Origin of the sequence: Bifidobacterium catenulatum DSM 16992 = JCM 1194 = LMG 11043 (assembly GCF_001025195.1) — a bacterium.
In the GTDB taxonomy this organism is placed as follows: domain Bacteria; phylum Actinomycetota; class Actinomycetes; order Actinomycetales; family Bifidobacteriaceae; genus Bifidobacterium; species Bifidobacterium catenulatum.
Map to the genome: position 1 here is coordinate 971,856 of NZ_AP012325.1, position 21,113 is coordinate 992,968.

Below are 21,113 nucleotides of genomic sequence, written 5' to 3' on the forward strand. Positions count from 1 at the left end.
CATGGGAGATCCACGTGGATTCCTGAAGGTCCGTACCCGTCGCGAACTGGCCGAACGCCCCGTCGAGGAGCGAATCAAGGATTGGTTCGACGTCCACGCCGAATCCGGCCTGCAACCTTGGACCACCGAGCAGGCGGCCCGATGCATGGATTGCGGCACGCCGTTCTGTATGAACGGCTGCCCGTTGGGCAACATCATTCCAGAATTCAACGATCTGGTCCGCCAGGAGAAGTGGGAGGACGCGTACAACCGCCTGTCCGAGACGAACAACTTCCCTGAGGTCACCGGCCGCATCTGCCCCGCGCTGTGCGAGGCCGCCTGCGTGCTAGGCATCCACCAGCCGCCGACCATGATCAAGAACGACGAGTGCACGATCATCGATCAGGCATGGGAGCTTGACTACGTCAAGCCGTTGCCTCCACAGCGTCTGACCGACCAGACCGTCGCCGTGGTCGGCTCCGGTCCGTCCGGTCTAGCATGCGCCCAGCAGCTTACTCGCGCCGGCCACACCGTGGTCGTATACGAGCGTGATGACGCCATCGGCGGTCTGATGCGCTACGGCATTCCGAACTTCAAACTCGACAAGCGACTCATCGACCGCCGTGTGGAACAGATGGAGGCCGAAGGCACCGTGTTCCGTACCGGCGTGGAGATCGGCAAAGACATCTCCTGGGACGACCTGCGCTCCCGCTACGATGCCGTGGTCGTCGCCATCGGCTCCACCGTGCCACGCGACATGAAGATTCCGGGCCGCGAACTCAAAGGCATCCACTTCGCCATGGAGTTCCTGCCTGACGCGACCCGCCGCGTCTACGGCGTTAAGCCAGTCAATGACATCACCGCCGAAGGCAAGCACGTCGTGATCATCGGCGGCGGCGATACCGGATCCGACTGCTTGGGCACGTCCATCCGTCAAGGTGCCAAGGACGTCACCGTGCTGCAGATCATGCCGCAGGAACCAAGCGAACGCCCGGCCAACCAACCGTGGCCGACTTTCGCACGCCTGTACCAGAAGACCTCCTCCATGGAGGAAGGCTTCGAAACCCAGCGCGCCGAATACGTGTACAGTACGGATTCCGTGAACTTCGTCGGCACCGAAGAGGAACAGGCTAAGGTGAAGGTGGAACACTCCACCGCCACCGAAGGCTTCGTGGCCGACGAGAACGGACATGTGACCGGCCTCAAGGTCGTGAACGTGGCACCCGGCGAAAACGGCCCGTTCACCCGCCAGCTGGGCACTGAACGCGTGATTCCGGCCGACCTGGTGCTCATCTCTGTCGGCTTCCTGCATCCGGACACCACCACGCTTGTGGACCAGCTGCCTGTCGACCTCGACGGGCGTGGCAATGTGGCTCGCAATGACAAGTTCGCCACCAGCCAGGATGGCGTATTCGCCTGCGGCGACGCCGGACGTGGCCAGAGCCTCGTGGTATGGGCCATCTCCGAAGGCCGCTCTTGCGCGGCTGCCGTGGATGAATACCTTACCGGTGCCACTGAACTGCCGGCACCCATCGTGGCCTCCAAAAGGCCGATGATGCTTCCGCGCTGATTCGACGGCGACACCAAGATCCAAGTGGTCTTCACCCGTATCCATCGGAATGCGGATGAAGACCACTTTTCCTATGGGCAACGTTTTTCTTGAATCGATATGACTGAAGCGTGGAAAACAGACGGCATACAGGTCTAGCATACGCTAAAGTAGCATGCAGCAACACGTAACAAAGGAGTGCACCAATGCCAAATCGCGCCGAACGACGTGCCCAAGCCAAGCAGAACCGCAGGGGAGTGCCCCAACAGTACGACCAGACCAGAGGCCGTGGCCGTTCCGGCATGCTTGACGAATACCAGCTTCAGGAGAAGTCCCGTCGCCTGCAGGACGGCACCGATGGTCCATGGAAGCCGACCGGCGACAGCGTCGTGGAAAACGAAAACCTGCTGACCACCAATCCGGATTATACAAATCCGAAGATGTTCAAAGCGCCGCATTCCATGCGCCAGTGGTTCCGCGTGGCCAGCTGGGCGCTGATCGCATTGTCCGCAATCGCATTCCTTGTAGTCATGTGGCTTCCATCGCATCCGATGTGGCTCATTGCAACCGTTTCCATTGTCTTTGCGGTCGGTGTGCTTAGCCTGTTCTTCACGGCGGGTAACCCGAAGCATAATCCGAACCTCGATCAGAATGGTACGGCCGTTTGATAGTAAGTCGATGAACATAAAGCGGGGCTGCGTCCGATGGAAGGATGCAGCCCCGCTTTCACATGCGAGTCACGAATGACGATGCTATTCATTCTTGGTTTATCAGAAAAGATGCAAAACTTTGTGACACGAACGAAACAATCAGGCGTTTCGTTGAAAATTTGCCTTACAGTAGTGATGGAATAACTGCCTGACTCGAAGAGGAGAGCACAGATATGAAGGTTGAGATCCTTTCCCGTGAATATCCGCCCAAGGTGTACGGTGGCGCAGGCGTGCACGCGGAGGAGCTTTCCAAAGTTCTGGCGGAACGCGTGGATGTGACGGTCCGTGCGTTTGATGGACCGCGTGCCGAGAATGAGATTCCCGAGATTCCGGGCGACAATCCCAAAGGTTCGCTCAAGGTCATCGGGTACGACGTTCCCAAGGAACTTCAAGAGGCGAACGGCGCGTTGAAAACATTTGGCGTCGACTTGCAAATCGCCAACGACGTGGACGCCGACATCATCCACGCCCACACATGGTACACCTGCCTAGCCGGTTACCTCGCCAAGATGCTGCACGGAACGCCGCTGGTCATCACCGCGCATTCCCTCGAACCGTTCCGCCCATGGAAGCGTGAGCAGTTGGGCGGCGGCTATAACCTGAGCTCATGGGCTGAACGTGACGCATACGAGCACGCCGACCGCGTCATCGCCGTATCCGCCGGCATGCGCGAAGACATCCTGTCCGCTTATCCGAATCTCGATCCCGACAAGGTGGTCGTGGTACACAACGGCATCACTATGAGCCAGTTCGAAACTCCTGCTGACGACGATCCAGGCTGGAAGGTGTTCGAACGCTACAACATCGACCGCAATAAGCCCACGCTCCTGTTCGTCGGCCGCATCACCAGACAGAAGGGTTTGCCGTACCTGCTGCAGGCGCTGCATTTCGTCGATCCGGGTATCCAGGTCGTGCTGTGCGCCGGAGCGCCCGACACTCCGGAAATCATGAACGAGGTCAAAACCGCGTTCGCCAAGCTTGATGAGGAGCGCGGCAACATCATCTGGATTGAGGAAATGCTGCCGAAGCCGGAGCTTAACGCGCTCGAACACGGTTGCGACGCGTTCATCTGCCCGTCCATCTACGAGCCGCTCGGCATCGTGAACCTTGAAGCCATGGTCTGCGGTCTGCCCGTGGTGGCCTCCGCGACCGGCGGCATTCCTGAAGTCGTCGTCGACGGTGAAACCGGTTACCTTGTGCCCGTCGACCAGTTGCACGACGGTACTGGTACCCCGACCAATCCAGACAAGTTCGTGCACGATATGGCCGACGCCATCAACCGCATCATGGCCGACCCTGAAAAGGCGAAGCAGATGGGCCAGGCCGGTTACGAACGCGCACGCGACAACTTCAGCTGGGAGTCGATCGCCGACAAGACCGTCAAGGTTTACGAGAACGTGCTTGCCGAGCAGGGCAAAGCCGCCGAATAGCCCGTTCGCCACGTAGACGATACGTGAACGCCTTCCTCCGGACGCATTATTCTGGCGGAAGGCGTTTTCATGACTGCAATCTGAACAATGGCAGGGGAGGAAGAATGTCGGAAAAGAACATCGCGCTGAAACTCACTGACGTGGAATTCCGTCGTCGTAAGCGCGTGATTCTCACTAAGGTCAATTTGGAAATCAACAAAGGTGAGAAATGGGTGCTGTTCGGTCCTAACGGCATCGGCAAATCAAGCCTGGTTCAGATGATGAGTACCAGAGGCTTCCCGTCGGAAGGTACCGTCGACATTCTTGGCAACCGTCTCGGCAAAGTGGACGTGTTCTCCTACCGTAACCGCATCGGTTTGAGCTCCGCGGAACTGAGCCGTGCGTTCCCACCTCAGGAAGATCCGCTTGACGCTATCGTGACCGCATTGACCGCGACCACCGGCCGTTGGCGCGACACCTACACCGACGAGGATTATGCCAAGGCGCGCTCCCTCATGCGCGAATTCGGCATCGAGTACCTCGAAGGCAAGATGATGTTCAAGCTTTCGGAAGGCGAACGCACACGCGTGCTAATCTGCCGTGCGCTGATGGCCGATCCGGATCTGCTGATTCTGGACGAACCGACCACAGGACTCGACCTGGGCGGTCGTGAGATCGCGCTCCGTGCGTTAAGCCGGGTCGGCGCCGAACAATCAGACCGTGCCGTGGTATTGGTGACGCATCGTCTTGAGGAGATTCCGCAGGGATTCGACCATGTGGCGATCATGGGTAGAATCACCGGCAGCGAAGCCGATGCCTATGCCGACAATGTGGCAGGCAACGATCCGGCCCCCGGAACCATCGTGTATACGGGCGACTTGGAACATGGCTTCACGTCCGCGCGCTTGAGCGAGGTGTTCGGCCTGAAGCTCGAGGTGACGCACGCGAATGGGCGTTGGAACGCGTACGCGCTGTAACTGACGCTTTGCATCGCAGAAACATGCTGTAGCATGAATAGCGCCAGACAGGCGAGTCTTGACCGCGCTGTCGCAATGATGAAATCTATATTGGGAATGAAGGAGCGATTGATGCGTCGAGGACCGTTGATGGCGGGCGAGAAAGTGCAGTTCACGGATCGCAGATCCAATAAGATCACCGACCAGCTGGTGCCTGGTGGCGTGACGCAGACCTCACATGGCATCATTCTGCACGACGACGTGATCGGGCAGCTGGAGGGATCCGTGGTGGTGACGGTGAGCGCCAAACGTGAGACCCAGATTAACCAGGACCATCCGGAACGCGACGCCAACAAGCCTTGGAAGGGCACGCGCGCCATCGGTGGATGGCAGTTCGCGGTAATGCGTCCGCGGCTGGCCGACTATGTGCTGTCGATGCCTCGCGGCGCGCAAATCATGTATCCGAAGGACATTGCCCAGGTGATTCAATTGGGTGACATTCGTTCCGGCATGAACGTGCTGGAATCCGGAGCCGGATCTGGCGCCATGAGCATCAACCTGCTGGACGCGGTGAGTGAGTCCGGCCGTCTGACCACCATCGAGATGCGTTCGGAATTCGCCCGCGTGGCCGAAGCGAACGCTACGGTTTATTTCGGAGGCCGCCCTGCTTGGTGGGATTTGAAAACCGGAGATTTCGACTCGGTGGCGGCCGCGTTGCCGGAGCATTCCTTCGACCGCATCATGCTTGACATGCTCGACCCTTGGAACCGGCTTGAACAGGCGTATCGAGTGATTGCCCCCGGAGGCGTGCTTGTGGCGTACGTGACCACCACCACGCAGCTGAGTCGTATGGCGGAGGCGTTGCGCGAAGCCGGCTGCTGGACGGAACCGGACATTCAGGAAACGCTGGAACGTGACTGGAAGGCGCAGGGTTTGGCGATCCGCCCCGACCATCAGATGATCGGGCACACCGGTTTCCTCATGGTATCCCGTGCGATGGCTCCGGGATTCCAGGCGTTACGCAAACGCGACCGCGCTACGAAAGACACGACCACAGATATCGATTCCCTGAGCGCCGAAGAACGTGCCGAACAGCTCGAAGACCTTGAACTGCGTGACATTTCAGACCGTAAGCTGCGCAAAGTGCTGCGCGATCTTGACGCTCAGGTCGAGGCTATCGGCGATTGATACGGTGTTTCTTGCAGTTGTTCTGAGACAATAGTCGTGTGCGTTGCGTTGACGCGCACCAGATCGTTAAGGATTGGAGCATTCGTCCATGGGAACGAGCCTCAAGAAGGTTGCGAAGAAAGCCAAGGATTACAAATATGTGCTGCTGGTGATGCGCCACGCCAAGACCGAACCGTTCGGTGACGGCGGCGATGCCGGGCGCGAACTGACCGACAAGGGACGCAAGCAGGCGAAGGCCGTCGCCAAAGGCTTGACCGCGCACAAAATGGTGCCGACGCGTATCGCTTGCTCCAGCGCCACCAGAGCAAGGCAGACATGCGATCGCATGCTCAAGGTGTTCGGCGACGATCCGAAGGTCGACTATCGCCAGAGTCTGTATGAGGGTGGGGTGCAGTCCGTGTTCGACGAGCTCGCCCAGACCAAGGAAAAGCATCGCGAATTGTTGGTGCTCGGCCATGAGCCCACCGTGTCGATCGCATGCCAGTGGCTGGCGAGCTCCGAATCGAATGCGACGCTGCTCGACTTGCTGAACCTGGGCATGTCGCCGGCTTCGCTCGCCGTGTTCGGATCGAACGAGCCGTTCAACCAATGGCAGCTGCACAGTGGTGAACTCATCGCATTGCTGACGGCCAAGGATTTTGAATAATTCCTTTGCAATCGACATGATGTTGAGGGACATGAAACGCTGTCGCACCAACTGATATAAACCGTGCTAATACGCGCCACACTATGCCGGTGTGACGCCGAATCGTTGGAATACCGCGGAAACGTAGACGGCAGTAAGGCTTGTATGGTGTTGTGCGCGCGTGACGCTGATACGAGTTTTCCCGCCGAAAACGGCGTTTTACGCCCGCTTAGAGTGTGATTTAGAGTGGACTCCCTGACACGGGAGGACAGTCATGGCGGGCAAGACGAAAAACAGGAGGACCGGGGGATCCGGAAGCGTGTTCCAGGACTCCAAAGGACGATGGCACTTCCGCAAGGATATGGGAACCGACCCGGCGACCGGACGCAGACGCCCGCCGATCGAAGCCACCGGCATGGTGAAAAGCGAGGCGCGCGCCCGTTTCCAGGCGAAGATAGCGGAATGGGAACGGGACGGAAGACTGCCCACCAAGGACGGCCCGAAAACCGCGGACTACTTCGAACGGTGGATGGAGGAGCACAGGACCGCCGTCAACCCCACCACTTGGCGCAACGAATCCAGCTGGATGCGCACCATGAACGCGATCATCGGGAACATCCGCCTCAACCGGCTCACCGCCGACGACATCAACGGCATGTGCAGGAGACTGCGCCGCACGCGCAAAAGCAAGACCGTCAACACCTATCTCGCAGTCCTTGGCGCCATGCTCCGAACCGCGAAACGGGACGGACTCATCGCCGACGACCCGATGGAAAACGTCGGACGAATGCCGGAGGACCGGTACGAACGCCCCATCCTCGACGTCGCCGACCCAGCGAAGGTCATCGAGGCCGCGCTCGCCGAGCCCGATCCGGCGGTCGCAGTGTTCGACAGTCCGGACGAGCGTGAGAAGTGGGCACTCATGTTCGAACTTGCCTTCACCACGGGCATGCGGCCGGGGGAGAGGTATGGCCTGATGCCCTACCAGCTGGAACTGCATCATGGGATTCCCGTCATCAACGTGTGCCAGCAGGCCAAGCCGATACCAGCTGGCGCTACGATTCCGGATTGGATGGAAGCCGAGCATCTGGATGGGGCGATCTGGCTGACCAAACCGAAGACCGCCAAAGGCGTGCGGACGGTTCCCATTCCGCAGGGGCTTTGGGACCGGCTTTGGGCGCATATCGTCAAATGGGGCGTGCCGTCCCATGGATTGGTGTTCACCAATCTTTACGGCCGTCCGATCAGGCGGGACAACGAGGAGAAGCGTTGGCGCCGCGCCCTGAAGATGGCGGGACTGCCGTACGTCGACATCTACAGCGCGCGGCACTGGCTCGCCACCGAACTCGCGGCTGCCGGCGCGAGCGACGAGGAGCGCACCGCCATCATGGGCCACACCGACATCCACACCACTAGCGTGTACACGCATTGGAGGGAACGGCGGCTCGCCAAGACGCTCGACGCCGCCCTGCCAGACCTCCGCGACGGCCAGTGACGGACGTCGACGGCTTTTCCGCAACACGAAAGAGTATTGACACACCCCGCGCTCGCCGGTAGATTGAGATACGAAACAAGGAGGTGCCGTGGACGATGAGCATGAAGACGATGATGAGAATGATGACGATTCCAGGACTGAGCGGGACGCATCAGCTGGAGAACCGTCGCATGGAGTCGATGAGGAACGCGCAGGCGAACCTGTCACGGCAGACGAGAAGCCGTCTCGTGACGTCGGCGATCAGCCGGATGAAGGTGGAGAAAGACAAGGCGAGATAACGCAGCCGAACGACGAGGAGCTGGTCCGCGCCATATCCATGCTGGTGCAATCCGGAATCTCGGAATCCTACTCGGGCATGCTCCCGCGGCCAAGCGATTTCAACAAGTATCCGGCTGACATCCAGGAACGTATGTGCAGATGGAACGACGCCTTCACGGTCGACGAATCGAACCGGCAGAACCAGCTCGTCAAGGCGGAGATAGATCAGAGCCGCAAAGGCATGTGAGTCAGCGCAGGTTTATTCGCGGTCGCATTGCTGATGAGCTTCATATCGTTCTTGGTCACATCGAGTTCATGGTCGTTTGGTTTCCTGGCGGTTCCGGTGGCGACTATAATCGCCAACCTGTTCGAGCCGATCGCGTCAAGAAGTAGCCGCGACAAGGAAAAACGCACCGAACGCGAACCGGGGAAAGAAGACCGACAAAACGCGTGACGTTCACTTCATGAATGAGACAGAAGACCCCGGCGCTCGCGGTATGCGGGCGCCAGGGTCTAGATTTATTTGGGGTATGTAAAATTACTGGTTGAAGGTTGTTAAATTGCTGGTTGGAGGTCGGGAAGAGCATTGGATATCTTCAACCTTGGATTTAACAAACAAATCTATTAGAGATTCAACCCGATATTTAACAAATATGTTCTCTATTTCGAAGCGGTCGAAAATCGGTGACGCCAATCCTATCGAACCCCTTTTTGCTCGAGTATTCTCGATTCCTCTCAGGGCATTCCTTCACGAATCTGGCGACGCCTTTCGCCATCCGCGATATCAACCCTTCAAGGCTGACGACGCAGTCGTAGGAGCAATTCTCGAGCTGCTCTATCCCGTTCGCCGTATGCCCGAATTGCGCAACGAGCTTGTCTGCTCCGAACCCTGCGGACACGCCGATGACCCGATAAGGGCTGTAAGCAGAGCCTTTGCCGTCGATAGAGGAAGAACCTGCATGAACGACCGCGCAGCGAAGCTGGTAGAGATCCGAGGCCGTGAAGATGCCGTTCGATAGAATCTCGTCGAACCCGCGCTCGACATCTGCCTCAGATTTCAAATCATTCCTCTCGTCGTCCATTCTCTTGCCGTCGTTTTCTAGATGCAAGTACTCCGCCGCCCATGTCCGGTAATCCGTGCCGTCTATGCGGGAGCAGACGTCGGGAACCGTCACTACGAGCGTTAAGGCGGCAAGTACCAGCCCGTCGTCGTAAGCCATCTCGCATTCTCTCATGAGGTTCACCGGAGTTCTCGGGACGACGGTCGGCAGACCGAAGGCGTTCTCTCGGCTTTGGAGCCCAGGAGAAGGTTTCGGGCACCAGCAGTCGATCGCGTCGGCTTCCTCGCTCATTCGAGCACCTCCCCAGTGTCGGCGTCGTCCCACATGGCGGCCTTCTTGCGGGCGAGCACCTTGTCGCGGGTGGGCTCGAGCGCACACTCGAATCGGCGCAGCACCGCAAAGGGAAGGATGAGCTTGTTGTAATCGGCGGGGCGGATGACGTCGCGGACGTAGTCGGCTATGGACCAGATGTCGTTGACGTAGTCGAAGGCCTTCTTCTCGGCAGCCATGGCGGACCTTTCGGTTGGTTGTCTTTCCAACCCACTTATTTTACATACCCTTTATTTGGCTATGTTGTGCGCGGTGTAGTATTCGAAAGCGGAGTCGAACGATTCGGTGAACATGCGTCGTAGAATCTCGATTGCGTCGACGTATGCGGTGCGGGAGGATACGCGAGATGTGCTCCAGAACAAGGCTCGGTACACGCATGCCTTCCGCGTCTCGAAGTTCTCTTTGTCTAGGGTGTATTCGTCTCCGAAATATTTCGAGAAAGCCACTTGATCGGAGTCGCTGGTGTTGAACGCGGCAAGCTTTGACGACAATTCGCAGACGGCCTGCAATCTGGAGAATGCATCTGTTGTGGAGAAGTATCCGGGAGCATGCAGCGCCAATCCAAAGACGAGTTTGAGCATGCGTTTGGACGATCTGATCTTCTGCACTGCGCCAGGCAGTTGAGAGATCGCGATGATTCCGGAGTTCAGATTGTTGATATGCGCAATCTGGGTTTCGGTGAGGTCCGGCATGTTCTCTACGAAGGAGATTACAGTTTTGTCACTGGCATTGAGCTGGATCTTGTCGAACCATGCGCCAAGGACGGAATAGTAGATTTTCTCCAGTTCCGCACGTTTGAAGCTCGAGCATCCCGTCCTCGCAAGGAACGCCTCGGCTGGAATCCGGTCGAAGTATGTGCTCATCGGATTGTCCGGAAGCGCGTTGATGATCTCCCCGGCTCGTAGCTTCTCCTGATTCTGCAGGACCTTGAAATAGTTGCGGATCTGTGCGGGGTCAGCGGCTTGCATTGTGTACACGGGAATGTTGTATGCGTTGAAGTTCATCTGGATGCTGCTTGGCAGGTCGGAGAATGCCAGGCGTTTCGCCCTGTGCATGCGAGCGAGCCCGTCGGGGTCGGAGTCTCCGACGATGCGGTCGATGATTTCCTTGGCCTGGTCCGATGTCTTTTTGCTGAGCTGGAACCAGTCATCGTAGCTGTCGAGCCATTGTCCGACGTTGCCGCCCTCCATAAAACGGAAGATGGTGGTGAGGCGTTGCTTGCCATCCACGAGTTCCTGTTTGGCATTGCGCTGGTTAGGCTGGTTGAGGTAGTTGATGACGATGTTGCCGATTGGGTAGTTCAGGATGATGCTGAGGATGAGCTGGTCCTTGTACTCGTTCGACCAGATGTATCCTCGCTGGTAGTCGGGTGACAGGTCGAGGCCGTTAGCCCTGACGTTTTTGATGGATGCGATGAGGGAGATGATCGGCATCGATGACGGGGTGATATTCAACTTTTGGAAGACCACGTGCCGTTTGCGGGAATTGTAAGGAGTTTCGTTCATATTTATGACTATAACACATTGCTTAGAATCTAAGCTATAAAAACTTTTAGATTCTAAGGATTGATAGCTGGAAACATTGAAAATACGGCGATAAGGACTACTGTGTGTAAGCACATGAAATATGTAGAATCTCTAACGTTCCGGCATTCGTAATATACGAGTGCCGGGGATTTCTTCACTGCACGCACACGCCGGAATCGTACAATAGCTGCCGGTAGTCGTTCAACACTTGGATGGTGACTCTCAATTCCACTGCCATCATCCACGTGTTGCCCTCGTACACCGTTTCGGCCATGCCGTAATCCACCGGCGATATCAACGCCAACGCGGTATTCGTAGGCGCGGGCGGCTTTTAAGGTAGAGTCCCGACATTCATTGAGCTGTACATCGGGACTCGAACTATTTTCAAATGATGCTGTTATAGAAGGCGGCGCACCTCTTCGCGAATCTGCTCAGAGTAGGCATAGATACCATTAAGCGTATTGATAGGCATGCGCTCGCAGTTCTTGTTTTCGTCGAAAACACCGAGATATTTCTGCTTAGTGTTGAAATAAAGACGAACAATTGGCTTACGGTTGTTATCGTCGAGGAATATTGCGCAGTATTTCTTTGCATCTCTCATCGTTACACGTTCCGGATCCACATCGCTGCATGCGATGGCTTTGATGATTCGGTAACCGGCGATTTCCTCCTCGGTGGTGACGATTCCATCGTCGTCGTTGCCATTGGATTCGTCTTCGTCGTTTGTTTCCTCGTTTGCGTCTGGCTCAATTGTATCGATCTTGATATCATCCGCGCCGAGTGCCGTCTTGAGTCGATCGTTGACCTGATCTGACAGATACTGCTTCAGCGCCTTCGCCACCAATGGCCTGAACTTCTCCATGACCGACGCATAGAACGCGCCTTCGTACACGTGCGAGGCGAGCAGCTTCACGAACTCGTCCGACGGCTCTTTGAACTCGTCGCCGACGGCCCTCTTGAGTGCACCCACGTATTTGAGCTCTTCGGCACTGCTGGCGATGGAATCAAGGTCGAACGCCGGCTTGGTCAGCTTCTGCAACGCCGGGATTATTGTCGGGTCGATATCCAATAGATCCAGCACCAGGAACGGCTTCGAGTCCATGCGGTTCGGCTCATCGATGTCCATGTAGAAATTCCAAACCTGGCCATTGGTCAGAACGCCGATGCGCGCGTTCGTCACCGCGAAATACCGGTACAGCTGGCTTGCGTTCTCCAAGCTGAGCGGTACGCCGATCTTCTTGCATTCGATAAGAATCTGCACTTGATCGTCGTGCACGAGCGCGTAATCGACCTTTTCGCCTTTTTTGACTCCAACGTCGGCGGTGAATTCTGGTACGACTTCGGTTGGGTTGAATACGTCATAACCGAGTACCTGACCGATGAACGGCATGATGAACGCGTTCTTCGTGGCTTCCTCTGTTTCGATGCCCTCTTTGAGGTCGCGTACCTTTGCGGCGACCTGGTTAATGCTCTCTTCAAATTCCATTGTTGTTCTCCCTTCCTATCTGGTTTTAATGGAATCTTCGGTTCTGATGCGGTCGGCCCACTTATCGATGTCGATATTTTCGTGAGATGTCTCAAAATCGCTTATAACTTCTGGGTCTTTGCTGAGTTCATCAGCGTCGGTGATGATTTGCGATAGCGGCATCTTCAAAGCGTCCGCAATCCGATGCAGTTGCTCGTAATCGGCAACGGTGTTTAAATCAAATATTTTACGAAGCGTGCTGTATGGCACACCTGACTTCGCAGCCAACGCTGGGCCTTTGATCCCTCGCGTTGCCATTGCTCTCTTGATTGCTATCGATAGCGCCTTTGATTCGATAGTTGGGATTTTCTTTCCTGTTGCCATAAGTGCAACTTTAGACCCAATTGGGATATAGATAACTCATATGGGACACGCCGAAGTTGACATGAGTCATGTGTAATATAACATATCCCATATGGGAACAAATAAGCTCAATTCACAATATCTGGGAAAAGCTATGAAGTTTGCAATTAAGCAAGCTGGATTCACGCAGGACGAGGCTGGAATCAAAGCTGGTATTCCACGCAACAGTCTTAACCGCAAACTCAATGGTGGGACGTTCAACTTCGACGAGCTTGTCCGTATCGGTCAAGTCACCGGACGCAAGCTCTCCGACATCATCAAAGACGCCGAAGCGCTCGCTGACGCATGAATCGAAGGGAGAACCCAATGAACAACGAAATCCAACGATTCGATTTCAAAGACGCATCATTACCTGATGACGGACAAGGACAAGCCGCGCTCGCCAAGGAACTCGGCATGAGCGAGAAAACCGTCAGCGAACGACTGTGAGGCAAGGGAGCATTCGATACCGAGCAACTCGAAAAGACGGCGACGATGCTCGGCATGAACTCCACGCAACTCATCATGCTCCTCATCCAACCGATAGACGGCATCACCAAATTCCACGTCTGACACCAAAAAGGAACCACAATGACAAACCGCATCAATTACAAGACGCGACGAGCCATCGTCAACGCCATCATCAACGAAACAAAAGACCACGGCGACGCCATCCGACCACTCAACTGCGAACGATGGGACGACATCACCATAGATGAATACGAGCCGCACTGTCCCGTCATCACCGGTGAAATCATCATCGACCTCTACGACCTCGCGGACCTCATCCTCGACACCATCGGCAGGGAACCCTCCGACCGGTCCCCGGTCGGAGCCGACTCTCACGTCTCCGAACCGCTAGAACTCCTCACGGACGAAACCGGCATCATCGCTGCGAACCAGAGGTGATTGTGGTGACAATTCTGTTCTACCGAGCCAACAGGTGCATGGTTGTCAGTCCTGTTGAGGATTTTCGTCGAGTGTTGGATCTGCCAACTCCGAGTGTTCCAGGAGAACCTCGTCCACGAAATAATGCACTTCAACGTCTGTGGAACCGTATCCGAGGTCGTCGCTCCACTTCCTCATATATTCCCAGACAGCGCGTTTTTCCCGGATGTCCAGAAGACGCCGTGCTGGCAATCGATATGGCAGGAGGATGCGTCTGGATACGTGGGACTTCTCCAAACGGGTGGGTTCCTCTAGATATTCCAGGGTTACACGCACGGATTCCCGAGCAGTTTCGGAGGTCGGAAGAATGATTGCCACAAAAGCCTCTCCGGGTTTTAGCAGGGCCACGTCTTCCACTACCTCGAATCCCCTCTCGTATTGCGGGCCTTCGAGCATCATGAGGACTTCGCAGGAATCGTCACTCGACAGTTTGATCGCGTGCGCGGTTCCGTCTCCATCGTTCCGCCAGTCAACGAACAATGTGGGACGTCTAAACCCGCATATCGCGATCAAAGGCACAAGTCGTTTATCGGCATGCCGAAGAACGCCTTCTCGCGGATTGATAGCGACTCTTCCGCGAGTATGCCAAGGCCACCAGATGGTAACTCCAGTAAGGATTGCAGACACAATGGCAGCGATAATCGCGACCACGACACCGGCCCATGTGGCCACGACGGACGAATCCATAACCCACCAGCTTCCACGACAAAGGGACGACCAATGAGAACAACAGTACAGCAGAAGCACACCGACGGAACCATCGCGACCCTGCTCAGAACAGCCCTCGCCAACCGGCACGACGGAAACACGAAGGCATACCACCAAACCCTCAACACGCTACGCCTCGCCATCGAAGCCAACATCCCCAACCCCGAACCGGCACCACCCGAGGAACCGGAGGAACCCGGACTGTACATCACCTCCGGCGCACCATACTTCCTGCTCTTCCGCACCGCCGGAGGCGACTGGGTGCGGTACACGCTCGAATTCGGCGACGATGACGATCACAGCCACTCAGCCCCACCCATTCGTCAGGACGGGGCACACAACGACAACAAGCAAAGGAACCACAATGAAAGTCACCGCACCAAACGAAACCAGACAACAGAAGCTCAAATACCTCACCGACAACGGCTACCTGCACAATCTGCGAGGAGAGTTAGGCATGTCTACTAAAACGCTAAGCCTCCTCACAAAACTGCCAGATGACATGTTCACAGCCCTCATCCCAAATGATGCGAAGAACGGAGCTACTGGAAACGTGATTCTTCCAGAAGATTTGGTGAAAGCCATGCGCAGAGGCTCCAAAGAACTCCAAGCCAAATACAACACCACCGACATGATCGACATTCTCTACGCGGAGGCAACCAAATGAACGGCGATATCGTCGAAGTCCCATTCAACGGGAGCATGATGATCGCGCAAAGGTTCGATGACGGTGAAATCTACGCGGCATTGAAACCGATTTGCGAGAACATCGGCATCGCATACAACGGACAGTGGGAACGGCTCAACAGAACGCCATGGGCAACCGTTCGTATCATACGAACAGTTGGCGCAGACGGTAAACAACGTGACATGGTGGCAATCAGCCGCAAGACGTTGACCATGTGGCTCGCCACCATCGACACGAACCGACTCAGCGACGAGCAGGCACGCCATAACGTGACCGTCTACCAGAAGGAAGCCGCAGAAGCCCTCGACAAGTACTTCAACGAGGGTGGCGCAATCCGCGTTTCCGATGCTGATTCGGACGAGGACATCATGGCCCGTGCCGTGCTCGTCGCGCAGAAGACCATCAAACAAAAGAACCAGCAGATCGCTTCGCAGCAGTCGCGCATCGACGAACTCCAGCCCAAGGCGTCCGCGTGGGACAACTTCGTCGATATCGACGATGCGCTTTCCGTTCGTGATTCCGCGAAACTGCTCAGCAACCTGGGTAGGACTGTCGGGCAGACGGAACTGTTCGAATGGCTTGACCGGCATGACTGGATCTTCCGTGAGAACAAGCATTGGTCCGCGCGTCAGAGCCGTATCAACGCCGGGCATCTGATGATGGTTCCGTCGAAGTCGCATGGGACGCACAAGGACGGGACTCCGTTCGCGTTCCCGCCGACTGTGAAGGTCACGAGGAAGGGTCTTGCCCTGATCGCCCGCCGGTTCGGCGAGGAAACGCTCCAGCTCGAATATCCGAAGGCTGGTGCGTGATGCCGGTCGACAACTCTCTTATTCCGTGCCGTATCGACAAACCGAATCCGTTCGAGGCGATGTTCGCGCTGATCTACATGGGTGTCGGAGCGTTCTGCCTGATTGCCGGCCTCCGACGGATGGAACGTTGGGAGATCCTTTTCGGATTCGCGATGCTGATGATCGCCTCGCAGGCATCCAACAGGTTTCTCGCACGCAAGCGGCTCTACGAGGACTGCTTGGTGTTCTGCAAGCCGCCGGAAGTCACCCGGGAAGCTGAAGGAAAGATGCCCCGGACGCGACAAGCTGACGGGCACCCTCGGAAAGAAGCGCTGAAATGAACGGTTTCGCTATCTTGCTCTTCAGGTTCTCCCATACAGTGGGCTTCCCGGTCTGTGATTCCGCCATGTACAGCACTCCGAACAGGGCCTGCAGGGAGACCTTCAGGTCGAACTCTTTCCCGGCCGCGTATTCGTCGAGGTTCCTTCTCGCTTCGGAGATGAGGTCCAGTACGTACACTCGCAGCGATGTCGGCAGACTGTCATCCTCTCGGACCGCCTTCAACGCCTCGTCCAGGAACTCGGAGATTGTCTTGCGTTCCTCTTCGGCGATGGAGATCGGTAGCGATGGCGACTTGTCGGCGATGATCTCCAATGCCTGCGCCTCGGCCGCATCCAGAGGGATATCCCGTTGCTGGGAAGTCGAGAAACCGGCCCAGTATCCGGTTCCCGAAGAATTTGTGTATGACTCCCACAGCTTCTGCCATATCTGCGGCATGACGCTTTTCGTTGTGCCCAACCGTCTGACATTCATCTTGATCAGATTGTCCAAGCACGTTTCGGCGTCATGCATTCTGCTGAACGATGTGGATATCCCATCGTCGAATCCATCGTCCCTTTCCTCGATCTTGAAGAACTGCAGCATGTACTCGGCTGGGTTCATTGATTCTTCTCCTAACTGTTCGGCCCGCACGTCGCATATGCGGGATGGCACCGATTTTAGGAGGGGGCCGGGCGGTTCTCCTAACGCCGCCCGGCATCACACACGCAAAGGAGACGCGTGATGGTTTTGCAGAACGAGCTCAAGGATGCGAGCCGTATCCCGTTGAAGGACAGGCTCGCATGGACCATCCCGCAGGCCGCGAGCCTGTACGGGATCGACTACGACGGCCTCCGACAGGCTGTTAACCAGGGCGACATAGACACGTTTCGTCCGCCAAGCAAACGAGGAACGCCTTCCCGCCGTCACATCAGACGCGAGGAAATGGACCGATACGTCAAATCGTTGGAGGAGTAAACATGAACGACATGGTTGACGTCAACACGCTGCGCGACGAAATCCGCGACAGGCGTGCCCGCAGGAGGCTCGCGCTGCTGTGCGCGTGTTCGTTGATCGTGGGCGTCGGATTGACGTTGGCTTTGACGTGGAGGCCGGACTGGAGCGATTGGCTGAAGCTGGCCGTGATCGTGCTGCTTCCACTGTCGGGCGGCGTCGCTGGTGGCATGCTGTCCGGCGACCTGTGAAAGCCTCCGCCCCGCGAGGGCTGCGACAAGGCCAAGTCGTCAACACCGAAAAATCAAGCATGGCCGTGCGCGTGAATCCTTCTTCTGCCTAACTCACATCACGCGTATGGCCGCCCGCCGTGAATGGCCTGCCGTCCGCGTCCGGTCGCGGAACGGCCGCGTGGTTCGATTCCACGCCACGGCACGAAAACACAGCAGGAATCCGAAAGGAAGTGGATCGATGGCCAATTACAGCTACGAGACGTTGCAACGGATGAGCGCCCACCCATGGGAGGGACTCAAGCCCGGCCAGCGCAAGGCCGTACGCAACTTTAACAGGAAGGAGGGAGCGTCCGAACCGGACATGCTCGAGGCGGAACGCATCCTTGAGGAGCATCCGAACCTGAGCATGGACGAGGCCCTGAACACGAGCACGAACCCCTCGTACCGCAAGGCCAAGGCCGACACCGACAGGCGCATCGCGGAGACCCACGGCACCGCCAAGACACCCAAGCCAGCCAAGACGGAAAAGCCGAAGAAGGGCGTGGCGGAACTGGTCGGCGAGGCGTTGAACGCGAAGCCCGCGGCCACGTCGACCGGTCCCGACTGGCAGTGGATCGACAGCCTGCCCCACGACTGCGCGCCGGTTCCCGAGCAGGGCGTCTACGCGTCGCTCGCCGCGGCGATGCGCGCCAATCCCGGCATGTGGACCAAGATGCGCGGCTTCGCCCGCTGTGACCTCAAGTGCGCGCGCAGCCGTGCTCGCGCGCTGGCGAACCGCGTGAACTCCGGAGGCATTACGTCGATGCGTCCGAAGGGCTCCTTCGAGGGCGCGTTCCGCACTTTGGAGGACGGTTCCGCGGTCTGCTTCGCACGCTACGTGGGAGAGGGGGAGTGATGGCAGGGGAGACCGTCATTACGATCGTCGGCAATCTGACCGCGGATCCGGAGGTCCGCACGACGTCCGCGGGCGCGCAGGTCGCGTCGTTCACGATCGCCAGCACGCCGCGCTCCTGGAACCGTGGCACGAACCAGTTCGAGGATGGTCAGGCTTTGTTCCTGCGCTGCAGCGCGTGGCGCGATCTGGCCGAGCATTGCGCCCGCTCCCTCGCCAAGGGCATGCGTGTGATCGCCCAGGGCAGGCTTACGCAACGCTCCTACGAGGCGAAGGATGGCACGCAGCGCACGGTCGTGGAATTGCAGGTGGATGAGATCGGCCCAAGCCTGCGGTATGCGACGGCGCAGGTGGCCAAGTCGCAGCGGGGTACGGCTGGAGCGTATGGGAATCCGTCTTCCGCTCCGGCTGGCTATACGGGTGGCACCACCGCAGCTGCGGCTTCGTTGCCGCCTTCCGACCCGTGGGGTTCGGTTTCGGGTTCGTCGTCTTCGTTCGGTGATTTCGGCAAGCCGGAATCCGAACCGGATTTCTAAGGAGAAATCATGAGCATGAAAGCATTGGAGTGGGCCATGTACGACGTGCCCGCCGAAATGACCAAAGGAGCGCTTCTCCGCATCCTCCTCGCGCTCGCCGACCATGCCGACACCGAAGGAAACGGCGCGTTCCCATCCCAGAAACGCTTATGCGCGCTCACCGGGTACAGCCGCCGCACCATCCAGCACGGACTCCACGACCTGGAGGCATCCGGACTGATCGTCAAAGGCGACCAGAGACTCACCGAACACTACGGACGTCACCGACCGATCGTATGGAACCTCACCATGGAGGATTTCAGGGGCGTAAAAACTGCGCCCCTGAAAAAGAACGAATCCGAGGCGCAGCATACTACGCCTCAAAACAGCCAAGAGGCGCAATTAGGGGCGCAAAAAACAGTCGTTAGAGGCGCAATTAGGGGCGCAATACCACTACGCCCAAACCTATATAAGGAAGAAAGTTATATAGAACCTAGAGAGAGTAACGCGCGCGCGAGAAAACAAATCCCAATACCAGCCGACTGGAAACCCACCGAAGAACACCAGGCGCTCGCCGACAGGCTCGGCATCGACTGCGACGTCGAAGCGGGGAAGTTCAAGGACAGGGCACTCGACACCGGCGCCACATCGGCCGACTGGGACGCGAAATTCCGCATCTGGCTCATGCGCGGCCACGAACTCGGATACACCACCGTCAAAAACCAGCAATCAGCGAGGAAGTACACGTGGGCGAGCGACGAAGTGAAACGCGTCATCGGCACCGACCTCGAAGGCACCGACGACTACATGGAGCTCGCGTGCAAGGTCGCGGACCTGCTCAACCAGGGCGTGGACCCGGACATGCTGCGCCGTCAGCTCGCAAACGTGCCCGACACCGCGTGGGTCGAACAATTGTTCGAACAGGAGGCGGCGGCATGAACGCCATGACCATCGCACACATGGCCGGCGTCCTCACCTCGGCCATCCAAGACGCCGACCGATTGGAACTCGACGCGCTCAAAGGCCCAGCGCTCGCCGATATGGACCTTGACCGCATCCGCAATATCAAACGCGACTGCTCGACCTGCATCAACCTGCTCGACCAGCTCGGAAGGGAGCGACGATGAGCGACCGGCAATTCCAGGAATCGAAACGCGTCGCCTTGCAACGTCAGGGTTGGCATTGCATGCGTTGCGGACGCAACCTGCACGACCCGACCGTCTGGCCGGGCAGGAGCGGCCACCACCGGCAGTTGCGCCGTCGGGCCGACCCGACCGTGCGTGACCTGCCGTGCAACATCGTCGAACTGTGCGGGTCGGGCACGACCGGCTGTCATGGTTGGGCGCACGCGCATCCGGCCGAGGCGGAACGGTTCGGCTACATCATCCCGAGTTGGCGTGGTCCGCTCAACGCGCCGATACGCGACTGGAACGGCGACTGGTGGTGGCTGTTGGATGACGGCACGGCGCAACGGCTCACTCAAATCGAAATCATCGAATGGCAAAGCGATTGGAAGGAAGAATCATGAGGAAACAGGACGAAGACCGGAATGGGAAGCCGGAGGCGCTGCTCTGGCTCGACTTCGAAACGACCGGTACGGACAGGAATGACAGTCTGCCGTTGGAGGTCGGCATGGAATGCACCGACGTGCTGGGCGAGCATTCGTATGGATCCCTGCATCGCATCATCAGACCGGACTATCTCGACCTGTTGGACATGAGTCCGATGGCGTTCTCCATGCACACGGACAATGGTCTCCTGTTCGAACTGCTGAACGGCTCCGACAGGAACGACTGCGTGGAAGCGGTCGTGAACGCTGTGGAGGAGTATCTCGAATCCCTGTCGCAACGCTTCACCTTGGTTCCGGCCGGAACGAACGTGGACTTCGACCTCGACTTCCTGAAACGTCTCGACCTGAACCCGGACAGGTGGCTGTCCTACCGCAAGTTCGACCTGACCACGCTCCGCCGGTATTTGAGGTTCATCGACTGTCCCGAGGATCCGTACGAGGGGCATCGTGGCACGCACAGGGTGCGCGACTGCATCCGACGCGACATCAACGACTACATCCGATACCGCAAGCTCCTGAAGGGAGCATGGTGATGACAGCGGT

At 57.6% G+C, this 21,113-nt stretch carries 30 protein-coding genes; 22 read left to right on the forward strand and 8 right to left on the reverse strand.

From position 1 onward, the window contains the following. The first annotated feature begins 1 nt into the window (after position 1). From BBCT_RS04070 to BBCT_RS09260, 8 genes are all read left to right on the forward strand, one after another. The gene (locus BBCT_RS04070; RefSeq protein ID WP_003835023.1) at positions 2 to 1,549 is read left to right on the forward strand and encodes a glutamate synthase subunit beta; all 1,548 of its coding nucleotides are present in this window, start codon (positions 2 to 4) and stop codon (positions 1,547 to 1,549) included. 185 nt (positions 1,550 to 1,734) lie between these two features. Then, on the forward strand, positions 1,735 to 2,196 hold the full coding sequence (locus BBCT_RS04075; RefSeq protein WP_003835021.1) for a Yip1 family protein: 462 nt from the start codon (positions 1,735 to 1,737) through the stop codon (positions 2,194 to 2,196). 215 nt (positions 2,197 to 2,411) lie between these two features. Beyond that, entirely contained in the window at positions 2,412 to 3,668 is a 1,257-nt protein-coding gene (gene glgA / locus BBCT_RS04080) for a glycogen synthase (protein WP_003835018.1), read from the forward strand. Between the two features lie 104 nt (positions 3,669 to 3,772). Beyond that, entirely contained in the window at positions 3,773 to 4,624 is an 852-nt protein-coding gene (locus tag BBCT_RS04085; protein ID WP_003835017.1) for an ABC transporter ATP-binding protein, read from the forward strand. Between the two features lie 111 nt (positions 4,625 to 4,735). After that, positions 4,736 to 5,791 carry a tRNA (adenine-N1)-methyltransferase gene (locus BBCT_RS04090; RefSeq protein WP_033513005.1) on the forward strand — a complete coding sequence of 352 codons (1,056 nt, stop codon included), beginning with the start codon at positions 4,736 to 4,738 and terminating at the stop codon, positions 5,789 to 5,791. An 88-nt stretch (positions 5,792 to 5,879) separates the two neighbouring features. Beyond that, positions 5,880 to 6,437: a SixA phosphatase family protein gene (locus tag BBCT_RS04095; RefSeq protein ID WP_003835015.1), complete on the forward strand. Its 558-nt coding sequence runs from the start codon at positions 5,880 to 5,882 to the stop codon at positions 6,435 to 6,437. 253 nt (positions 6,438 to 6,690) lie between these two features. Further along, positions 6,691 to 7,911, forward strand: coding sequence for a tyrosine-type recombinase/integrase (locus BBCT_RS04100; protein ID WP_003835013.1), 1,221 nt, complete (start codon positions 6,691 to 6,693; stop codon positions 7,909 to 7,911). A gap of 88 nt (positions 7,912 to 7,999) precedes the next feature. Next, positions 8,000 to 8,416 carry a hypothetical protein gene (locus BBCT_RS09260; RefSeq protein ID WP_003835012.1) on the forward strand — a complete coding sequence of 139 codons (417 nt, stop codon included), beginning with the start codon at positions 8,000 to 8,002 and terminating at the stop codon, positions 8,414 to 8,416. A 397-nt stretch (positions 8,417 to 8,813) separates the two neighbouring features. Here the strand turns inward: BBCT_RS09260 and BBCT_RS04110 are convergent, their stop codons facing one another. The 6 genes from BBCT_RS04110 to BBCT_RS04130 form a co-directional block, all read right to left on the reverse strand. Beyond that, complete coding sequence (locus BBCT_RS04110) at positions 8,814 to 9,521, reverse strand: hypothetical protein (protein ID WP_003835009.1); 708 nt, start codon at positions 9,519 to 9,521, stop codon at positions 8,814 to 8,816. Next, complete coding sequence (locus BBCT_RS04115; protein WP_003835006.1) at positions 9,518 to 9,739, reverse strand: type I restriction-modification system subunit M N-terminal domain-containing protein; 222 nt, start codon at positions 9,737 to 9,739, stop codon at positions 9,518 to 9,520. The genes BBCT_RS04110 and BBCT_RS04115 overlap by 4 nt, the downstream gene beginning before the upstream one ends. A 51-nt stretch (positions 9,740 to 9,790) precedes the next feature. Further along, entirely contained in the window at positions 9,791 to 11,065 is a 1,275-nt protein-coding gene (locus BBCT_RS04120; RefSeq protein WP_003835005.1) for a DUF262 domain-containing protein, read from the reverse strand. A gap of 175 nt (positions 11,066 to 11,240) precedes the next feature. Beyond that, positions 11,241 to 11,390 (reverse strand): hypothetical protein, encoded by a 150-nt coding sequence (locus BBCT_RS09120; RefSeq protein ID WP_231858092.1) that lies wholly within the window; start codon positions 11,388 to 11,390, stop codon positions 11,241 to 11,243. A 93-nt stretch (positions 11,391 to 11,483) separates the two neighbouring features. Beyond that, positions 11,484 to 12,572, reverse strand: coding sequence for a type I restriction endonuclease (locus BBCT_RS04125; RefSeq protein ID WP_003835002.1), 1,089 nt, complete (start codon positions 12,570 to 12,572; stop codon positions 11,484 to 11,486). Positions 12,573 to 12,587: 15 nt separating this feature from the next. Next, positions 12,588 to 12,935 (reverse strand): helix-turn-helix domain-containing protein, encoded by a 348-nt coding sequence (locus BBCT_RS04130; RefSeq protein ID WP_003835001.1) that lies wholly within the window; start codon positions 12,933 to 12,935, stop codon positions 12,588 to 12,590. A 133-nt stretch (positions 12,936 to 13,068) separates the two neighbouring features. Between BBCT_RS04130 and BBCT_RS04135 the strand changes: the two genes are divergently transcribed. The 3 genes from BBCT_RS04135 to BBCT_RS04140 all read left to right on the forward strand — a co-directional run bounded on the left by BBCT_RS04135 (position 13,069) and on the right by BBCT_RS04140 (position 13,862). Next, positions 13,069 to 13,263, forward strand: coding sequence for a helix-turn-helix domain-containing protein (locus tag BBCT_RS04135; RefSeq protein WP_128805887.1), 195 nt, complete (start codon positions 13,069 to 13,071; stop codon positions 13,261 to 13,263). A 17-nt stretch (positions 13,264 to 13,280) separates the two neighbouring features. Then, positions 13,281 to 13,403: a hypothetical protein gene (locus BBCT_RS09605; protein ID WP_269447014.1), complete on the forward strand. Its 123-nt coding sequence runs from the start codon at positions 13,281 to 13,283 to the stop codon at positions 13,401 to 13,403. A gap of 141 nt (positions 13,404 to 13,544) precedes the next feature. After that, positions 13,545 to 13,862 carry a hypothetical protein gene (locus BBCT_RS04140; protein ID WP_003834998.1) on the forward strand — a complete coding sequence of 106 codons (318 nt, stop codon included), beginning with the start codon at positions 13,545 to 13,547 and terminating at the stop codon, positions 13,860 to 13,862. A gap of 45 nt (positions 13,863 to 13,907) precedes the next feature. Here BBCT_RS04140 and BBCT_RS09125 read toward each other — a convergent pair whose 3' ends face one another. After that, the gene (locus tag BBCT_RS09125; RefSeq protein WP_128805886.1) at positions 13,908 to 14,300 is read right to left on the reverse strand and encodes a hypothetical protein; all 393 of its coding nucleotides are present in this window, start codon (positions 14,298 to 14,300) and stop codon (positions 13,908 to 13,910) included. Positions 14,301 to 14,973: 673 nt separating this feature from the next. Here BBCT_RS09125 and BBCT_RS04155 point away from each other — a divergent pair. The 3 genes from BBCT_RS04155 to BBCT_RS04165 are packed head-to-tail and all read left to right on the forward strand — an operon-like array spanning position 14,974 to position 16,429. After that, positions 14,974 to 15,276: a hypothetical protein gene (locus BBCT_RS04155; protein WP_003834995.1), complete on the forward strand. Its 303-nt coding sequence runs from the start codon at positions 14,974 to 14,976 to the stop codon at positions 15,274 to 15,276. Further along, a complete protein-coding gene (locus BBCT_RS04160) occupies positions 15,273 to 16,109 on the forward strand; it encodes a phage antirepressor N-terminal domain-containing protein (RefSeq protein WP_003834994.1) in 837 nt (278 codons plus the stop codon). Before BBCT_RS04155 ends, BBCT_RS04160 begins: the two co-directional genes overlap by 4 nt. Continuing rightward, a complete protein-coding gene (locus BBCT_RS04165; protein WP_047750623.1) occupies positions 16,109 to 16,429 on the forward strand; it encodes a hypothetical protein in 321 nt (106 codons plus the stop codon). Before BBCT_RS04160 ends, BBCT_RS04165 begins: the two co-directional genes overlap by 1 nt. On the opposite strand, the gene BBCT_RS04170 is transcribed toward BBCT_RS04165, so the two are convergent. Continuing rightward, positions 16,353 to 17,030, reverse strand: a complete 678-nt coding sequence (locus BBCT_RS04170; RefSeq protein ID WP_003834992.1) for a hypothetical protein — start codon at positions 17,028 to 17,030, stop codon at positions 16,353 to 16,355. The two genes, BBCT_RS04165 and BBCT_RS04170, sit on opposite strands and share 77 nt — an antisense overlap. Before the next feature lie 120 nt (positions 17,031 to 17,150). Between BBCT_RS04170 and BBCT_RS04175 the strand changes: the two genes are divergently transcribed. The 8 genes from BBCT_RS04175 to BBCT_RS04210 all read left to right on the forward strand — a co-directional run bounded on the left by BBCT_RS04175 (position 17,151) and on the right by BBCT_RS04210 (position 21,103). Continuing rightward, the gene (locus BBCT_RS04175; protein WP_003820448.1) at positions 17,151 to 17,384 is read left to right on the forward strand and encodes a MerR family transcriptional regulator; all 234 of its coding nucleotides are present in this window, start codon (positions 17,151 to 17,153) and stop codon (positions 17,382 to 17,384) included. A gap of 2 nt (positions 17,385 to 17,386) precedes the next feature. After that, on the forward strand, positions 17,387 to 17,611 hold the full coding sequence (locus BBCT_RS04180) for a hypothetical protein (RefSeq protein WP_003834991.1): 225 nt from the start codon (positions 17,387 to 17,389) through the stop codon (positions 17,609 to 17,611). A gap of 160 nt (positions 17,612 to 17,771) precedes the next feature. Continuing rightward, on the forward strand, positions 17,772 to 18,488 hold the full coding sequence (locus BBCT_RS04185) for a hypothetical protein (RefSeq protein ID WP_128805884.1): 717 nt from the start codon (positions 17,772 to 17,774) through the stop codon (positions 18,486 to 18,488). After that, a complete protein-coding gene (locus BBCT_RS04190) occupies positions 18,488 to 19,021 on the forward strand; it encodes a single-stranded DNA-binding protein (protein WP_003834989.1) in 534 nt (177 codons plus the stop codon). Before BBCT_RS04185 ends, BBCT_RS04190 begins: the two co-directional genes overlap by 1 nt. Before the next feature lie 9 nt (positions 19,022 to 19,030). Continuing rightward, positions 19,031 to 19,939 (forward strand): helix-turn-helix domain-containing protein, encoded by a 909-nt coding sequence (locus BBCT_RS04195; protein ID WP_003834988.1) that lies wholly within the window; start codon positions 19,031 to 19,033, stop codon positions 19,937 to 19,939. After that, positions 19,936 to 20,127 (forward strand): hypothetical protein, encoded by a 192-nt coding sequence (locus BBCT_RS04200; protein WP_003834987.1) that lies wholly within the window; start codon positions 19,936 to 19,938, stop codon positions 20,125 to 20,127. Before BBCT_RS04195 ends, BBCT_RS04200 begins: the two co-directional genes overlap by 4 nt. After that, positions 20,124 to 20,528 (forward strand): hypothetical protein, encoded by a 405-nt coding sequence (locus BBCT_RS04205; RefSeq protein ID WP_003834986.1) that lies wholly within the window; start codon positions 20,124 to 20,126, stop codon positions 20,526 to 20,528. Before BBCT_RS04200 ends, BBCT_RS04205 begins: the two co-directional genes overlap by 4 nt. After that, positions 20,525 to 21,103 (forward strand): 3'-5' exonuclease family protein, encoded by a 579-nt coding sequence (locus tag BBCT_RS04210; protein WP_003834985.1) that lies wholly within the window; start codon positions 20,525 to 20,527, stop codon positions 21,101 to 21,103. Before BBCT_RS04205 ends, BBCT_RS04210 begins: the two co-directional genes overlap by 4 nt. Positions 21,104 to 21,113 lie beyond the last annotated feature (10 nt).

What these genes read in the sequence shown, in the direction of transcription:
- BBCT_RS04070 (WP_003835023.1), top strand. Translation starts at nt 2, where the DNA reads ATGGGAGATCCACGTGGATTCCTGAAGGTCCGTACCCGTCGCGAACTG.
- BBCT_RS04075 (WP_003835021.1), top strand. Translation starts at nt 1,735, where the DNA reads ATGCCAAATCGCGCCGAACGACGTGCCCAAGCCAAGCAGAACCGCAGG.
- glgA (WP_003835018.1), top strand. Translation starts at nt 2,412, where the DNA reads ATGAAGGTTGAGATCCTTTCCCGTGAATATCCGCCCAAGGTGTACGGT.
- BBCT_RS04085 (WP_003835017.1), top strand. Translation starts at nt 3,773, where the DNA reads ATGTCGGAAAAGAACATCGCGCTGAAACTCACTGACGTGGAATTCCGT.
- BBCT_RS04090 (WP_033513005.1), top strand. Translation starts at nt 4,736, where the DNA reads ATGCGTCGAGGACCGTTGATGGCGGGCGAGAAAGTGCAGTTCACGGAT.
- BBCT_RS04095 (WP_003835015.1), top strand. Translation starts at nt 5,880, where the DNA reads ATGGGAACGAGCCTCAAGAAGGTTGCGAAGAAAGCCAAGGATTACAAA.
- BBCT_RS04100 (WP_003835013.1), top strand. Translation starts at nt 6,691, where the DNA reads ATGGCGGGCAAGACGAAAAACAGGAGGACCGGGGGATCCGGAAGCGTG.
- BBCT_RS04110 (WP_003835009.1), bottom strand. Translation starts at nt 9,521, where the DNA reads ATGAGCGAGGAAGCCGACGCGATCGACTGCTGGTGCCCGAAACCTTCT.
- BBCT_RS04115 (WP_003835006.1), bottom strand. Translation starts at nt 9,739, where the DNA reads ATGGCTGCCGAGAAGAAGGCCTTCGACTACGTCAACGACATCTGGTCC.
- BBCT_RS04120 (WP_003835005.1), bottom strand. Translation starts at nt 11,065, where the DNA reads ATGAACGAAACTCCTTACAATTCCCGCAAACGGCACGTGGTCTTCCAA.
- BBCT_RS04125 (WP_003835002.1), bottom strand. Translation starts at nt 12,572, where the DNA reads ATGGAATTTGAAGAGAGCATTAACCAGGTCGCCGCAAAGGTACGCGAC.
- BBCT_RS04130 (WP_003835001.1), bottom strand. Translation starts at nt 12,935, where the DNA reads ATGGCAACAGGAAAGAAAATCCCAACTATCGAATCAAAGGCGCTATCG.
- BBCT_RS04135 (WP_128805887.1), top strand. Translation starts at nt 13,069, where the DNA reads ATGAAGTTTGCAATTAAGCAAGCTGGATTCACGCAGGACGAGGCTGGA.
- BBCT_RS09605 (WP_269447014.1), top strand. Translation starts at nt 13,281, where the DNA reads ATGAACAACGAAATCCAACGATTCGATTTCAAAGACGCATCATTACCT.
- BBCT_RS04140 (WP_003834998.1), top strand. Translation starts at nt 13,545, where the DNA reads ATGACAAACCGCATCAATTACAAGACGCGACGAGCCATCGTCAACGCC.
- BBCT_RS09125 (WP_128805886.1), bottom strand. Translation starts at nt 14,300, where the DNA reads ATGATGCTCGAAGGCCCGCAATACGAGAGGGGATTCGAGGTAGTGGAA.
- BBCT_RS04155 (WP_003834995.1), top strand. Translation starts at nt 14,974, where the DNA reads ATGAAAGTCACCGCACCAAACGAAACCAGACAACAGAAGCTCAAATAC.
- BBCT_RS04160 (WP_003834994.1), top strand. Translation starts at nt 15,273, where the DNA reads ATGAACGGCGATATCGTCGAAGTCCCATTCAACGGGAGCATGATGATC.
- BBCT_RS04165 (WP_047750623.1), top strand. Translation starts at nt 16,109, where the DNA reads ATGCCGGTCGACAACTCTCTTATTCCGTGCCGTATCGACAAACCGAAT.
- BBCT_RS04170 (WP_003834992.1), bottom strand. Translation starts at nt 17,030, where the DNA reads ATGAACCCAGCCGAGTACATGCTGCAGTTCTTCAAGATCGAGGAAAGG.
- BBCT_RS04175 (WP_003820448.1), top strand. Translation starts at nt 17,151, where the DNA reads ATGGTTTTGCAGAACGAGCTCAAGGATGCGAGCCGTATCCCGTTGAAG.
- BBCT_RS04180 (WP_003834991.1), top strand. Translation starts at nt 17,387, where the DNA reads ATGAACGACATGGTTGACGTCAACACGCTGCGCGACGAAATCCGCGAC.
- BBCT_RS04190 (WP_003834989.1), top strand. Translation starts at nt 18,488, where the DNA reads ATGGCAGGGGAGACCGTCATTACGATCGTCGGCAATCTGACCGCGGAT.
- BBCT_RS04195 (WP_003834988.1), top strand. Translation starts at nt 19,031, where the DNA reads ATGAGCATGAAAGCATTGGAGTGGGCCATGTACGACGTGCCCGCCGAA.
- BBCT_RS04200 (WP_003834987.1), top strand. Translation starts at nt 19,936, where the DNA reads ATGAACGCCATGACCATCGCACACATGGCCGGCGTCCTCACCTCGGCC.
- BBCT_RS04205 (WP_003834986.1), top strand. Translation starts at nt 20,124, where the DNA reads ATGAGCGACCGGCAATTCCAGGAATCGAAACGCGTCGCCTTGCAACGT.
- BBCT_RS04210 (WP_003834985.1), top strand. Translation starts at nt 20,525, where the DNA reads ATGAGGAAACAGGACGAAGACCGGAATGGGAAGCCGGAGGCGCTGCTC.